Origin of the sequence: Streptomyces iakyrus (genome assembly GCF_000717055.1) — a bacterium.
GTDB classification, from domain to species: domain Bacteria; phylum Actinomycetota; class Actinomycetes; order Streptomycetales; family Streptomycetaceae; genus Streptomyces; species Streptomyces iakyrus.
Window position 1 is genome coordinate 43080 of record NZ_JNXI01000015.1, and the last position, 15034, is coordinate 58113.

Below are 15034 nucleotides of genomic sequence, written 5' to 3' on the forward strand. Positions count from 1 at the left end.
TGCACGACCACGACGCCGTGCCACGCTGGGAAGGATCCGACGGGGAGGCGACGACGCATGGGCGACGACGGCGCACGACGGGTGTACGGGACGGACTCCGCCCACCGGAGGCCGCCCGCGGGCAAGGGCGAGCAGCTCGCCGACTGGGCGGACGGGCGGCTCGGCCTCTACGCCCTGGCCAAGGCCAACATGCGCAAGGTCTTCCCGGACCACTGGTCCTTCATGCTGGGCGAGGTCACCCTCTACAGCTTCGTCGTGCTGATCCTCACCGGTGTCTACCTCACCCTGTTCTTCGAGCCCAGCATGCAGGAGGTCGTCTACAACGGCTCCTACACCGAACTCAACGGCGTCCTGATGAGCAGGGCGTTCGAGTCCACGCTGGACATCAGCTTCGACGTGCGCGGCGGGCTGCTCATCCGGCAGATCCACCACTGGGCGGCGCTGGTCTTCATCACCGGCATGCTGGTGCACATGATGCGGGTGTTCTTCACGGGCGCCTTCCGCAAGCCGCGCGAACTGAACTGGGTCTTCGGCTGGACCCTGCTGATGCTCGGCATCATCACCGGCCTGACCGGCTACTCCCTCCCCGACGACCTGCTGTCCGGCACCGGCATCCGCTTCGCGCAGGGCGCCATCCTGTCGATCCCGATCGTCGGGACGTACCTGTCGTTCTTCCTGTTCGGCGGGGAGTTCCCGGGCGAGGACATCATCTCGCGGCTGTACCCCGTCCACATCCTGCTGCTGCCCGGGATCATGCTGGGCCTGGTGACCGCCCATCTGATCCTGGTCTTCTACCACAAGCACACCCAGTTCCCGGGCCCCGGACGCAAGGAGCGGTCGGTCGTCGGGATGCCCTTCCTGCCCGTCTACATGGCCAAGGCCGGCGGCTTCTTCTTCCTCGTCTTCGGAGTCCTGACGGTGATGGGCGCGATCGCCCAGATCAACCCCGTGTGGGCCTTCGGCCCCTACCGCCCCGACCTGGTCACCACCGGCGCCCAGCCCGACTGGTACCTCGGCTTCTCCGAGGGCCTGATCCGGGTGATGCCGGGATGGGAGATCAACCTCTGGGGCCACACCCTCGTCCTCGGCGTGTTCATCCCCTTCTCCCTCTTCCCCCTGATCCTGCTCGCCCTCGGCCTCTACCCCTTCATCGAGGCGTGGATCACCGGCGACAAACGCGAGCACCACATCCTCGACCGGCCGCGCAACGCACCCGTGCGCACCGGCCTCGGCGTGGCCTGGCTGACCCTGTACGCGGTGCTGCTGATCGGCGGCGGCAACGACATCGTCGCCACCCATCTGCACCTGTCCATCAACGTCATCACCTGGTTCGTGCGGATCGGCGTCTTCGTGCTGCCGGTCGTCGCGTTCATCATCACGAAGAAGATCTGCATGGGCCTGCAACGCCGCGACCGCGCCAAGGTCCTGCACGGCCGGGAGACCGGCACCATCAAGCGGCTGCCGACCGGCGAGTACATCGAGGTGCACGAGCCCCTCGCCCAGGCCGAGCGGTTCACTCTCACCCAGCACGAGCAGAACCCGCCCTACGAGGTCGGGCGCGAGGTCGACGCGGGAGGCGTCCGCCGCAAGGTCAAACGCTCCGAGCGGCTGCGAGCCCGCCTCGCCAAGGCCATGTTCGGGCCCGACGCGCGGATCGAGAAGCCGACGGTGGAGGAGTACCGGCAGATCACCAGCGGCGATCACCAGCACTGACGACCGGGCCCCAGGGGCCCGGTTCTCGACCAGCCACAGCGACACATCGGCGGTGAGCGGCAAGGCGGGCACAGGTGCGGCCGCATCCCGCACGGCGCCCCCTGGGCCCGGCCTTGGGCAGGCACCGCCGACGTGATCGTCGCTGAGCGGGTCCGGCACGCGGCGGCCCAACTCCACGAGGGCAACGGCCACTCGGCTGGACGCGGGCGCCGGCAGGCCTCCGGCGCAGCCGGCACGAACACACCCTCCCGCGCCACGCGGCCCACAGCGCTGGCCCGCCTGCATGGTCACCCGGCTACAGGCCCGCGTCGCCACCGGTGCGTCCGTCGCGGTAGCGGGCGTCCAGCGGCCCGCCGCCCACGCCCAGCACAGGCCCCTCGCGCGCGGCCGCGGCCGGACGCAGCCCGCTCGGCGGGCAGGCGTGGCGGCCTCAGCGCCCCCCTATCGCCGGCTCGCGACGGCGAGGCCCCAGCGCGGCCACCGAGCGGGGCCGACGCGGCCCTGCTCACGCGTTCCGGGACGGATGCGCGCCCTACGTGTCGCACTCCAGCACGCTCCGGCACAGCACGCACCGGGCCCGGACCCGGCCCCGCACCGGCACCCTGATCCGCTGGTGGCAGGTGGGGCAGGGGAAAGACACCCGCAGGCGCCCGCCCCCGTCGGGGGAGAACGCGTACCGCACACCCGGCTGCGGCGGACCCGAGGAACCGTGCCGCCGGTCACGGGCGTACCGCCGGCGTCCCGCCCAGCCCGCCGCCGTCAGCGGCGGCTGCCGCTCGTCGAGGCGCGCCAGCTCCATCCCCTTCACGTACGCCGTGTACGCCTGCGCACTGGTGAACCACACCGACGGGTCCTCACCGAACACCAGCGCCCGCTTGGCCAGCACGTACCCGAACTCCTCCGGCGTGAGATACCCCAGCTTCTGCGACGAGGCCGCATCCTCCCGGTACGCGTCCAGCAGCAGCCACCCCGCGCCCAGGTACGTCGTCGCCGTGTCCGTGAGGATCTCGTTGTCCCTCACGCCCGGGAAGGACAGGTCCAGACGATGCAGGTACACATGCATCACCTCGTGCGCGAGGGCCGCCCCGATGTCCCGCCGATGCGTACGGAACCGGTCGTTCAGCTCCACGAAGTACTCCGGCCCCGCCGCGAGCTCCACGTTCGCCGCGTGCCGCATCTCCCGGAAACTCACGATCAGCCGGGCATCCGGCAGCCGGTAGTGCCGCACCAGCTCGTGCGCCACCCGCTGCGCCCCCAGATACAGGTCGTCGGTGTCGCAGAACGCCACGTCGACGGGGAGCACGCTGGTCTCGAACGACCGGACGGTGTCGTACGACAGCCGCTTGTACAGCGCCGTGATGGCGGCCCGCACCGTCTCCAGATGCGGGTAACCGTGCTCGACCGGCCCGTCGCTCGCCACGCCTCACCCCCAAGGACGCCCCGGAACCCGGTTCCACTGTACGAGGACGCGACCCGCCGCGACCCGCAGCGGACGGGCGCGCGGACGGCGAAAACCGGTCGTCACCCCCCGGCACCTCCGGCAGAATCCGCGCCGTGACCAGCGAACAGCACACCGTCGCCGCCTCGCTCCGGGTGGGCGGCCAGGACGACGACCTCGAAAAGCGGCTCGACGAGGAGCTGACCGCCTTCAACACCGCCGCCGCCGACGGCGCCGTCACCGAACCCCTCTCCGTCCGCGTCACCGACGACACCGGCGACCTGGTCGGCGGGCTCACCGCCTGGACCTGGGGCACCCTGTGCTCGGTGGACATGCTCTGGATCCGCGAGGACCGGCGCCACTGCGGCTGGGGAAGCCGGCTGATGCACGCGGCAGAGGCCGAAGCTGCCCGGCGCGGCTGCACCGACATGATCGTCTCCACGTACAGCTTCCAGGCACCCGCCTTCTACCCGAGGCTCGGCTTCGAGGAACGCGCCCGCGTCCAGGGCGTCCCCGGCGGCCACGAGGACGTCTACTTCCACAAGCGACTCCCACCGCCGAAGAATGAGACGGCCGGCGGCCACCCCGCGTGATCCCCGTAGGCTGACGCCCCATGACCACCAGCAACACCGGTTCCCCCGACGCCGGCCCCGCCGTCCGCGAAGAGCTCGCCCGGCTGCGCGACAGCATCGACAACATCGACGCGGCCGTCGTCCACATGCTCGCCGAGCGCTTCAAGGCCACCCAGCAGGTCGGCCACCTCAAGGCCCGGCACCAGCTGCCGCCCGCCGACCCGGCCCGCGAGGCCCGCCAGATCGCCCGGCTGCGCGCCCTCGCCGAGAACGCCAAGCTCGACCCCGCCTTCGCCGAGAAGTTCCTCAACTTCATCGTCGCCGAGGTCATCCGCCACCACGAGCGCATCGCCGAAGAGGCGCTGGGCGGCTCCACCACCGGCGCCAACTGACCTCACGCACGCCCCGGGGGAGTGACACGGCGGCCCGCTCGCGGCATGCTGCGCTGTGCACAGCATGTCAGCTGACGAGCACACCCCGTCAGCGTCCCGGACTTACTCTGGTCCTCCACGAGGGAGGGGCGTCGGGCCATGCCGTCGGATACCAGGATCCTCATCGTCGACGACCACGAGGACACGCTGTACGCGCTGGAGAGCGCCCTGGCCCCGCTGGGCTACCAGCTCGGCAGGGCCACCAGCGGCGACGAGGCACTCAAACAGGTCCTCCGCGGCCAGGTCGGCCTGCTGCTGCTCGACGTGCGCATGCCCGGCGTCAGCGGACTGGAGGTCGTGCGCTACATGCGGCGCGTGGAACAGACCCAGCACATCCCCGTCATCCTGCTCACCGGCTTCGGCGCCGACCACGAACTGACCACCACCGCCTACGCACTCGGCGTCGCCGACCTCGTCCTGAAACCCGTCGACCCCTGGGCCCTGCGCACGAAAGTCCGCTACCTCTACGACGCCCACCGGCGCCATCTCGCCCTCGAACGCGAGGTGCACCACCTGCGCGCCCTCGTCGGAGAGCACACCGGGACCGCCGCACACCCCCGCCCCGGACTGCCGCACCCCGACGCGCGCGTGCCCACACAGCGGCCCATGGGGGCGCACGCCGGGGAGCTCGAAAAGGACCGCACCTAGAGCGGACATTGGGCACGTACCGATCCGCCTCTGTGCCTTGCCGACGCCATCAGGCAGCATGTCACGCATGTCCGTACTGACGCGCGACGAAGCGCAGACCCGAGCAGAGCTCCTCGACGTCCACCACTACACGATCGACCTCGACCTGACCGGCGGAGACGAGACTTTCGAATCCCGCACCCTGATCAGGTTCGCTGCCCGCGTGGACGGCACCACCTTCGTCGAGCTCAAGCCCGCCGAGCTGCGCTCCGTCACCCTCGACGGACACCCCCTGGACCCCGAAGCCCTGGACGGCAACCGGCTCACCCTGCCCCACCTCACCGCCGGCGAGCACGAACTGCGCGTGGACGCCCGGATGCGCTACTCCCGCACCGGCGAGGGCATGCACCGCTTCACCGACCCCACCGACGGCGAGACCTACGTCTACACCCAGCTCTTCCTGGACGACGTCCAGCGCGTCTTCGCCGCCTTCGACCAGCCCGACCTGAAAGCCGTCTTCGAACTGTCGGTGAAAGCCCCGCAGGACTGGACCGTCCTCGCCAACGGCATCACCGAACACACCGACGGCGTATGGAAAGCGGCCCCCACACCGCTCATCTCCACCTACCTCGTCGCCGTCGCCGCCGGCCCCTGGCACTCCGTGCGCACCGAACACCGCGGCCTGCCTTTCGGCCTGCACTGCCGCCGCTCCCTCGCCCCCTACCTCGACGCCGACGCCGACGAACTCCTCGACGTCACCCGCGCGTGCTACGACCGCTACCACGAGAAGTTCGACGAGCCCTACCCATTCGACTCCTACGACCAGGCCTTCGTCCCCGAGTTCAACGCCGGCGCCATGGAGAACCCCGGCCTCGTCACCTTCCGCGACGAATTCGTCTACCGCTCCGCCGTCACCGACACCGAACGCCAGACCCGCGCCATGGTCATCGCCCACGAGATGGCCCACATGTGGTTCGGCGACCTCGTCACCCTCAAGTGGTGGGACGACATCTGGCTGAACGAGTCCTTCGCCGAGTACATGGGCTACCAGACCCTCACCGAAGCGACCCGCTTCACCGACACCTGGACCGACTTCGGCGTCACCCGCAAGTCCTGGGGCTACGACGCCGACCAGCGCCCCTCCACCCACCCCGTCGCCCCCGAGGCCGTCGACGACACCGCCTCCGCACTGCTCAACTTCGACGGCATCTCCTACGCCAAGGGCGCCAGCGCGCTGCGGCAACTGGTCGCCTGGCTCGGCGAGAAGGACTTCCTCGCCGGCATCAACACCCACTTCGCCCGGCACAAGTTCGCCAACGCCACCCTCGCCGACTTCATCGACAACCTCGCGAGCGCCACCGACCGCGACGTCCACGCCTGGGCCGACGCCTGGCTGCGCACCACCGGCGTCGACACCCTCACCCCGCGGATCACCCCCGGCGAGCACGGCACCTGCGCCCTCACCGTCGACCGCGCCGGCAGCCGCCCGCACCGCATCGCCGCCGGCCTCTACGACCGGGACCTCGGCGACGACGGCGGGCAGCTCGTCCTGCGCGAAAGCCTCCACCTGGACGTCCCGCAGACCGACGCCCACCCCATCGGCAAGCGCCCCGCCCTGCTCCTCCTCAACGACGGCGACCTCACCTACGCCAAGGTCCGCTTCGACCCCGAGTCCTTCGAGACCGTCCGCAAGGACCTGTCCGGCCTGCCCCGGCCGCTCACCCGCGCGGTCGTCTGGAACGCCCTGCGGGACGCCGTCCGCGACGGCGAACTCGCCCCCGGCGCCTACCTGGAGACCGCCCGCGCCCACCTCCCGCTGGAGACGGACCTCGCCATCGTCCAGGGCGTCCTCGCCTTCGCCTCCGCCTACATCGCCGACCGCTACCTCACCCCCGACGAGCGGCCCGCCGCCCTCGCCACCCTCTCCGAACTGTGCCGCGACCTCATCCGCCGCACCGAGGACGGCGACAACCCCGGCCTGCGCCTGATCGCCGTACGCCACCGCATCGACGTGGCCGCCCACCCCGACACCATCGCCGCCTGGCTCGCCGACGGCACCGTCCCCGGCGGCCCGGAACTCGACCCCGAGCTGCGCTGGCGCGTCCTCGCCCGGCTCGCCGTCCTCGGCGCGACCGACGAGGCCGCCATCGCCGCCGAACTGGAACGCGACCCCAGCGCCACCGGCCAGGAGGGCGCCGCCCGCTGCCGCGCCGCCTTGCCCGACCCGGAGTCCAAGGCCCGCGCCTGGGAGGCCATGTTCGGCTCCGACGACCTGTCCAACTACCTCTTCACGGCCACCGCCCGCGGCTTCTGGCAGCCCGAACAGGCCGAGCTGGTACGCGAGTACGTCACGCGCTACTACCCCGACGCGGTCGCCGTCGCCGACCGCCGGGGCCCCGCCATGGCGGAGGCGGCGGGCCGCTGGGCCTTCCCCGCACACGCCGTCGACGCGGACCACCTCCACCTCGGCGAAACCTGCCTGCACGACGGCACCCCGACCCCCGCGCTCCGCCGCAAACTCGTCGACCAACTGGACGACTTGAAGCGCGCACTCCGGGTCCAGGGAGCCCGTCAGACCTGACGAGGGACCCGGGGCGTCCGCCTTTCCCGTCCCGGGCCAGGGATCGCGCCCCGGCCCGGGCCGGGGCCCATACGACCGGGTTCGAGAGGCGCTCCGGGACCAAGGGGCCCGGGAGCCCTGAGGGCGGGGGCTTAGGCGAAGAGCGGCACGGTTCGGGGCGGCGGGCAGCGGCCCTCGCCGCGCGGCGGGCGTCCGCCCGGCCGTTCCTCCCGCCCTGGGCTCCGGGTCTGGGGCCGGGCCCGGCCCCGGTTCCCACGGGGCGGGTCCGAGACCTGGCACCGGCGCTCAGAAGCAGTCCCGGCCTCGCCCGGGTGGCCGCCTTTGCGCCGCCGCGGCAACCCCGCCGTCCCTCCCGTCCCGGGCCACGGGCCTTGACCCACCGCGGACAGAAGTCGACCAGGGCCCGGGGCCATACGGCCGGTGTCGAGCACCGCCCCCCGCGCCGAGAAGCCGGCCCGGCCCCCCGGCCCGCACGGCCGGTTTCGAGAACTCGCACCCGTGCGCAGAGGTACCTCCACCCGGGTTGAATCGTTGGGCTGTCCGGGCGTGCCGCCAGCCCCGCGCCCCGGAGGTCAGTCCATGAGCACGCCGCCCCTCGCATCGGGCCCCGACGGCCCGCAGGCCCTGCGGCCCTTGCTCCGCACCGTGCTCGACGCGCTGGACACCGGCGCCCGGGCCCGCGGCGGGCCGCTGCCGACGGGCGGCCCGGAGCAGGTCACGGCGCGGCTGCGGGACGCCGTGGGGGACGTCCTCCCCGACCGGGGCGACCCGCACGCCCTCCGTACCCTGGTCGACGTCTTCGCCCGGACCGCCGCCGACCCCGCCCACCCGCTGTGCGCCGCCCACCTCCACTGTCCCCCGCTCGCCGTGGCAACCGCAGCCGACCTCGCGGTCTCCGCCCTCAACCCCTCCCTGGACTCCTGGGACCAGGCCCCGGGAGCGTCGGAACTGGAGCGGCTCGTCACGGCGGCACTGGCCCGGGAGGTTTACGGAACCGGCACACCGGCGACCCCGGACTCCCTCGTCACCACCGGCGGCACCGAAGCCAACCAGCTCGCCCTGCTCCTCGCCCGGGAATCCCACGGCGCGACCGTCCGGCTCGTCTGCGGGGCCAACGCCCACCACTCCCTGCCCCGCGCCGCCTGGCTGCTCGGCCTGCCCCGGCCCGCCGTCGTACCCACCCCGCACGGCACGCTCGACCCCGACGCGCTCGACCGGGCCCTCACCGGCCTGGACGGGCCGCTGCTCGTCGCCGCCACCGCCGGCACCACCGACGCCGGGCTCATCGACCCGCTGCCCGAGATCGCCGCCCGCTGCACGGCCCACAACGCCCGGCTGCACGTGGACGCCGCCTACGGCGCCGGGCTCCTCTTCAGCGACCGGCACCGCACCCGCCTCACCGGCCTCGACACCGCCGACACCGTCACCCTCGACCTGCACAAACTCGGCTGGCAACCCGTCGCCGCAGGCCTCCTCGCCGTCCGGGACAGCCGCGACCTCACCGCCCTGCGGCAAAGCGCCGACTACCTCAACGCCGACGACGACACCGAGGCCGGACTGCCCGACCTGCTCGGCCGGTCCCTCAGGACCACCCGCCGCCCCGACGTCCTCAAACTCGCCGTCACCCTCAAAACCCTCGGACGCAGCGGCCTCGGCGCGCTCGTCGACCAGGTCTGCGCCCACGCCCGCGAGTTCGCCGCCCTCGTCGACGCCCACCCCGGCTTCGACCTGCACGCCCCGCCCGCCATCAGCACCGTGCTGTTCCGCCCCACCGGCGCCACCGACACCACCGTCGCCGCCGTACGCCGCGCGCTGCTCACCGACGGCTCCGCCGTCCTCGGCCGGGCCCGCCTCGACGGCCGGCTCTGGCTCAAGGCCACCCTCCTCAACCCCGCCACCGGGCCCGACGACCTGGCCGCCCTGCTGCACCTCGCGGCAGCGAGCCGAGCCACCCTCGTGGAAGGACACACCCCCCGATGAACCCCGCCCCGGCCCCCGAACCCGACGCCCCCCGCGACCTCGTCGGCATCGGCATCGGCCCCGCCAACCTCTCCCTCGCCGCCCTCGCCCACCCCCTCCGCGGCCTCGACACCGTCTTCTACGACCAGCACCCCGCCTTCGGCTGGCACCCCGGCCTGCTCATCGAAGGCGCCACCATCCAGGTCCCCTTCCTCGCCGACCTGGTCTCCCTCACCGACCCCACCAGCCCCTGGACCTTCCTCAACTACCTCAGGTCCCGCGAACGGCTCTTCCCCTTCTACTTCGCCGAGCGCTTCCACATCCAGCGCGCCGAGTACGACGCCTACTGCCGCTGGGTCAGCGAAAACCTCCCCGGACTCCACTTCGGCCACCAGATCGACGCCGTCCGGTGGAACCCCGAACGCGACCTCTTCGAGGTCGACTTCACCCAGCTCGACACCGACGGAGAAGCCGAGGCCCTCGGCCGCACCAACGCGCGCAACGTCGTCCTCGGCATCGGCACCGAGCCCTACGTCCCCGACCCCCTCAAACCCCTCGTCGAGGCACCCGGCGTACCCGTCGTGCACGCCGCCGACTACCTCGACCACCGCGCAGCCCTCCTCGCCGCCGAACACGTCACCGTCGTCGGCATCGGACAGTCCGGCGCCGAGATCTTCCTCGACCTGCTCCGCAACAGGCCCGCCGGACGCGAGAAACTGCACTGGCTGGGCCGCACCGAGGCCTTCGCCCCCATGGAGTACTCCAAGCTCGGCCTGGAGCACTTCACCCCCGACCACACCCGCTACTTCCACGCCCTGCCCGAATCCACCCGCGACCGGCTCGTCGACAGCCAGTGGCAGCTGCACAAGGGCATCGACGCCGCCACCATCGCCGCCGTCCACGACGAGCTCTACCGCCGCACCCTGCACGGCGGCTGGCCCGACGCCGTCCTCACCCCCGGCGTCCGCGTCCGCACCGCCGGCCGGGTCGCCACGACCAAAGTCGAACTGCACCTGGAACACACCCTCCAGGACAGCCGCTCCCGCCTCACCACCGACGCCGTCGTCCTGGCCACCGGCTACCGCGAACGCCCCCTCGACCGGATCCTCGCCGGCCTCGACCCCTACATGCGCCGCGACAACCAGGAACGCCCCCGCATCGACGAGGACTACCGGCTCGTCCTCGACCCGTCCGTCACCGGCACCGTGTACGTCCAGAACGCCGAAACCCACACCCACGGCGTCGGCGCCCCCGACCTCGGACTCGCCGCCTGGCGCAGCGCGATCATCCTCAACACGCTGACGGGCGGGGAAGCCTACGCACTCCCCGCCCGCACCGCCTTCACCACCTTCGGCCTCACCCGGCGGGCTCACGTCCCGCCGCCCCGCGAGGCACCCGCACTGACCCCGCTCGTCGACGACCGAAGGTGACGAAGCGCCTGCCTCAGAAGACGGGCGTGCCCTCCCGCGTGAGCTTCCAGTCCACCGCCGCGAAGGCGGCCGGGTCGATCGACCCCTTCGCCTTCACCCAGGCGATCATGGTGTTGCGGATCTCGTCCGAGTTCGACCACAGCAACGGGGCCGCGGCGACATGCGGGAAGTTCCCGCCGCCGTTGGCCCGGTAGTTGTTCACCGCGAACACGAACTTCGCGTCGTCGGCCAGCGGCTGCCCCCCGAACCGCACATTCGTCACCCGCGAACCGGCCGGCTTCGCGATGTCGATCTCGTACGACAGGCCGCTCACCACGTCGTAGTTGTAGTCCGGCGTGCCGTTCGCGTTCGTCAGCTTCGCCGGATCCACCGCGGCGCCCGGCGCGGTCTGCACGAAGTAGTTCGCCGAGTACTCCAGATACGCCTTCATCTGCGCGCCCGTCATCAGACGCGCCTCCAGCGTGTTCTCGAAGACGTACAGACCCGCCACGTCCCGGATCGTCACCTCACCGGCCGGGATCCGCGCACTGCGCGAGAAGCACGCCGCCTGCGACAGCACCGGCAACGCGGCGTGCTCCGTCCCCGCCAGCGCCTGCTTGACCGTGTCCGCCTGGATGTGGTTGATCAGATCGATGATCGGCACGTCCTTGTACGGCGCCTCGGCCGACGTCATCTCCGCCGCGTTGGTGCCGATGACCTGGTTGACGTACGCCACGACCTTCTCGTGCTCGTCCCCGAGCAGCTTCGTGATCTTCGGGTCCTCCTCCACGGTGTTGGAGTTCAGGACCTTCGCGCCGACCTTCTCGACCTTCCAGCAGCCCTTCTCCCAGACCAGCTCGAAGTCGAACAGCGTCAGGCGCTGCCCCCACTTCAGCGGCTCCGACAGCACGACCTTCTTGCCCGTCTTCTTGTTCGTGACGAAGTACTCGGGGATCTCCGTGTGCGCGTGCCCGACCAGGATCGCGTCGATCCCCGGCACCTGCTCCGCCACCAGACCCGCCGCGTTCTCGATGTACGGCAGCTGGTCACCGTAGGACGACGTCCCCGACGAACCGCTGTGCGCCGACACGATGACCACGTCCGCGCCCATCGACCGCAGCTTCGGCACCCACTTCGCCGCCTGCTCCTCCAGACCCGGGAACGTCATCTTGCCCTGCACGTTCGCCTTGTCCCAGATCGCGATGCCCGGGTTGGTCAGCCCCAGCACCGCCACCTTCACGTCCCGCCCGTGCGGCGTGCGCAGCCGGTGCATGCTGTACGGCGCGAACGCCGGCCGCAGCGTCTTCGCGTCCAGCGCGTTCGCCCCCAGCAGCGGGAAACGGCACTGCTGCTCGAACTTCCGCAGCACCGGAATGCCGTAGTTGAACTCGTGGTTGCCGAGAGCCGCCGCGTCGTAGCCCATGGCGTTCATCGCCTGCGCCATCGGGTGCACCGGGCCGCCCACGGCCGTGATCGGGTCGACCTTGGCGTAGTAGTACGACAGCTGCGTGCCCTGAATCGTGTCGCCCGCGTCGATGAGCAGCGTGTTGCGGCGGCCCTTCTCCTCGCGGACCCGGTTCACGAGCGTGGAGACCTTCGCCAGGCCCACGTCGTTGTGGTCCTTGTCGTCGAACTCCTTGTCCGTGAAGTAGTCCCAGTTGAAGACGTTGCCGTGCAGGTCCGTCGTCCCCAGCACGGTGAACGCGTACCGCTTGGCCCCGCGCTTCGCCTCGGCCGCCCGCGCACCCGGCGCCGAGACCGCACCGGCCAGCGCCACCCCCGCCCCGGTCACGGCGGACTTCTCCAGGAACTTCCGGCGGTTCAACGGCATGTCTGGCTCCCTGCGGAATCTGTGAACGACGCGCGTAGATAACGCGCGTAGATTCTGACCCGTCCATGACCGGCCGCAACAGACCCGGCAGGTTGCGATCTGATGACTCGGTCTTGAAGACTCCCGGCAGCCAAACAGCCCAGACATGACAGAGTGGGGCGTATGACCGCGGCCACCCCAGACGCCTCCCAGCCCGCCGTCCCCTACGGCACACCCGAGGCCCCCCGCATCGCCGTCCGCGGCGAAGCCCGCCTCGAAGTCGACCCCGAGATCGCCCGCATCGGCATCACCGTCGCCGCCCGCGGCCGCGACCGCCGCTCCGCCCTCGACGACCTCACCCGCCGCAACGCCGGCGTCCTCGACCTCGTCAAGTCCTACGGCGACGCCGTCGAACGCCTGGAGACCGGCGCCTTCTCCATCACACCCGAACTCACCAAACACGGCCGAGGCGAACGCGTCCGCACCTACCACGGCAGCGTCCGCGTCACCGCCGAACTCACCGACTTCACCGCCCTCGGCGAACTGACCACCCGCCTCGCCGACCTCGACCTCACCCGCGTCGACGGCCCCTGGTGGGCCCTGCGCCCCGACTCACCCGCCCACCGCGAAGCCCGCAAGAAGGCCGTGCGCGAAGCCGTCCAGCGCGCCCGCGAATACGCCGACGCCCTCGGCACCACCCTCTCCGCCCTCGTCGAACTCGCCGACATCGGCGCCGAGAGCACCCCGCCGGCCTACCCCCAGGCCCCCGGCCGCATGCGCTCAGCCGCCTACGCCGCCGAGGACACCCCGGCACCCCTCGACCTCGAACCGCAGCGCCAGCGCGTCCACGCTCAGATCAACGCCCGCTTCACGATGGTGCCGCCGCAGCTGTAAGCCCCCCGGGCAGGCCCCCTGGGCGGATATCCGAAAACATGAACGAATTCCTCCTAGGTGCTCATTGGAGCGCCCCACCGCACAATTCAACACTTGTCAATAACGCTTAACGCAAAGTCTGTTGGGCGGTCATGCCCGCCCCATTCCCTACCAGTCGGTAACTCATAAGCTCGTCCCATGCGCCGAGCCAAAATCGTCTGCACCCTAGGACCCGCCGCCGACTCGTACGACCAGATCAAAGCCCTGGTCGACGCCGGAATGGACGTAGCCCGCTTCAACCTCAGCCACGGCAGCCACGCCGAACACGAGGAGCGCTACCACCGGGTCCGCAAAGCCGCAGACGAAACCGGCCGCAGCGTCGGCCTCCTCGCCGACCTTCAAGGCCCGAAAATCAGGCTCGGCCGCTTCACCGAAGGCCCCGTACTCCTTGAACGCGGCGACACCTTCACCATCACGGTCGAAGACGGCGTCGAAGGCGACGGCCAGATCTGCGGCACCACCTATGCTGGCCTCGCCGACGACGTCACCCCCGGCGAACGCATCCTCATCGACGACGGCAAGGTCTGCCTCAAGGTGACCTCGGTGGACGGCCCCAGGGTCCACACCACCGTCCTCGAAGGCGGCGTGATCTCCGACCACAAAGGCCTCAACCTCCCCGGCGTCGCCGTCTCCGTCCCCGCCCTCTCCAAAAAGGACGAAGACGACCTCCGCTGGGCCCTGCGCACCGGCTTCGACGTCATCGCCCTCTCCTTCGTCCGCACCGGCCGCGACATCCAGGACGTCCACCGCATCATGGACGAAGAAGGCCGCCGCCTCCCCGTCATCGCCAAAGTCGAAAAACCACAGGCCGTCGAAAACATCGACGACATCGTCGCCGCCTTCGACGGCATCATGGTCGCCCGCGGAGACCTCGGCGTCGAAATGCCCCTGGAGCAGGTGCCGATCGTCCAAAAGCGCGCCATCAAACTGGCCAAACGCAATGCCAAACCGGTCATCGTCGCCACTCAGATGCTCGACTCGATGATCGACAACGCCCGCCCCACCCGCGCCGAAGCCTCCGACGTCGCCAACGCCGTCATCGACGGCACCGACGCCGTGATGCTCTCCGGCGAAACGAGCGTCGGCAAACACCCGATCGAGACGGTCCGCACCATGGCCCGCATCGTCGAAGCGGCGGAAGAGGACATCCTCGCGAAAGGCCTCCCGCGGCTGACGGAACGCAACAAGCCCCGCACCCAGGGCGGCGCGGTCGCCCGTGCGGCGGCGGAGATCGGCGACTTCCTCGGCGCGAAGTTCCTCGTCGCCTTCACCCAGTCGGGCGACACCGCCCGCCGCCTCTCCCGCTACCGCTCCCCGATCCCCCTCCTCGCCTTCACCCCCGACCAGGCCACCCGCTCACAACTCGCCCTCACCTGGGGCGTGGAGACCTATCTCGGCCCCTGCGTCGACTCCACCGACGCGATGGTCGACCAGGTCGACGAGCTCCTGCTGCGCTCCGGCCGCTGCGAGAGGGGCGACATGGTCGTCATCACGGCAGGCTCCCCACCCGGCGTCTCCGGCTCGACCAACATGGTCCGCGTCCACCACATCGCGGAGTAGC

Annotated in this window: 11 protein-coding genes; 9 read left to right on the forward strand and 2 right to left on the reverse strand. The window is 71.1% G+C overall.

The annotated features are described in order from the left end of the window. Positions 1–57 precede the first annotated feature (57 nt). Positions 58–1713, forward strand: a complete 1656-nt coding sequence (qcrB, locus tag OO68_RS23240; protein WP_033310572.1) for a cytochrome bc1 complex cytochrome b subunit — start codon at positions 58–60, stop codon at positions 1711–1713. Between the two features lie 532 nt (positions 1714–2245). Here qcrB and OO68_RS23245 read toward each other — a convergent pair. Then, the gene (locus tag OO68_RS23245) at positions 2246–3133 is read right to left on the reverse strand and encodes a hypothetical protein (RefSeq protein WP_033310574.1); all 888 of its coding nucleotides are present in this window, start codon (positions 3131–3133) and stop codon (positions 2246–2248) included. A gap of 134 nt (positions 3134–3267) precedes the next feature. On the opposite strand from OO68_RS23245, the gene OO68_RS23250 reads away from it, so the two are divergent. The 6 genes from OO68_RS23250 (at position 3268) to OO68_RS23275 (ending at position 10751) form a co-directional block, all read left to right on the forward strand. Further along, on the forward strand, positions 3268–3744 hold the full coding sequence (locus OO68_RS23250) for a GNAT family N-acetyltransferase (RefSeq protein WP_033310576.1): 477 nt from the start codon (positions 3268–3270) through the stop codon (positions 3742–3744). Between the two features lie 20 nt (positions 3745–3764). Continuing rightward, positions 3765–4115: a chorismate mutase gene (locus OO68_RS23255; RefSeq protein ID WP_033310578.1), complete on the forward strand. Its 351-nt coding sequence runs from the start codon at positions 3765–3767 to the stop codon at positions 4113–4115. Positions 4116–4253: 138 nt separating this feature from the next. Beyond that, a complete protein-coding gene (locus OO68_RS23260; protein WP_033310580.1) occupies positions 4254–4802 on the forward strand; it encodes a response regulator in 549 nt (182 codons plus the stop codon). Between the two features lie 67 nt (positions 4803–4869). After that, positions 4870–7362: an aminopeptidase N gene (pepN, locus tag OO68_RS23265; RefSeq protein ID WP_033310582.1), complete on the forward strand. Its 2493-nt coding sequence runs from the start codon at positions 4870–4872 to the stop codon at positions 7360–7362. Positions 7363–7941: 579 nt separating this feature from the next. Further along, the gene (locus tag OO68_RS23270; protein WP_033310589.1) at positions 7942–9342 is read left to right on the forward strand and encodes a pyridoxal phosphate-dependent decarboxylase family protein; all 1401 of its coding nucleotides are present in this window, start codon (positions 7942–7944) and stop codon (positions 9340–9342) included. Beyond that, positions 9339–10751: a lysine N(6)-hydroxylase/L-ornithine N(5)-oxygenase family protein gene (locus OO68_RS23275; RefSeq protein WP_033310591.1), complete on the forward strand. Its 1413-nt coding sequence runs from the start codon at positions 9339–9341 to the stop codon at positions 10749–10751. Before OO68_RS23270 ends, OO68_RS23275 begins: the two co-directional genes overlap by 4 nt. 13 nt (positions 10752–10764) lie before the next feature. Here the strand turns inward: OO68_RS23275 and OO68_RS23280 are convergent, their stop codons facing one another. Continuing rightward, positions 10765–12561 carry a bifunctional metallophosphatase/5'-nucleotidase gene (locus OO68_RS23280; RefSeq protein ID WP_033310593.1) on the reverse strand — a complete coding sequence of 599 codons (1797 nt, stop codon included), beginning with the start codon at positions 12559–12561 and terminating at the stop codon, positions 10765–10767. Positions 12562–12723: 162 nt separating this feature from the next. Between OO68_RS23280 and OO68_RS23285 the strand changes: the two genes are divergently transcribed. Both OO68_RS23285 and pyk read left to right on the forward strand, forming a co-directional pair. Beyond that, complete coding sequence (locus OO68_RS23285; protein WP_033310595.1) at positions 12724–13434, forward strand: SIMPL domain-containing protein; 711 nt, start codon at positions 12724–12726, stop codon at positions 13432–13434. 177 nt (positions 13435–13611) lie between these two features. Beyond that, positions 13612–15033, forward strand: a complete 1422-nt coding sequence (gene pyk / locus OO68_RS23290; protein WP_033310597.1) for a pyruvate kinase — start codon at positions 13612–13614, stop codon at positions 15031–15033. Position 15034 lies beyond the last annotated feature (1 nt).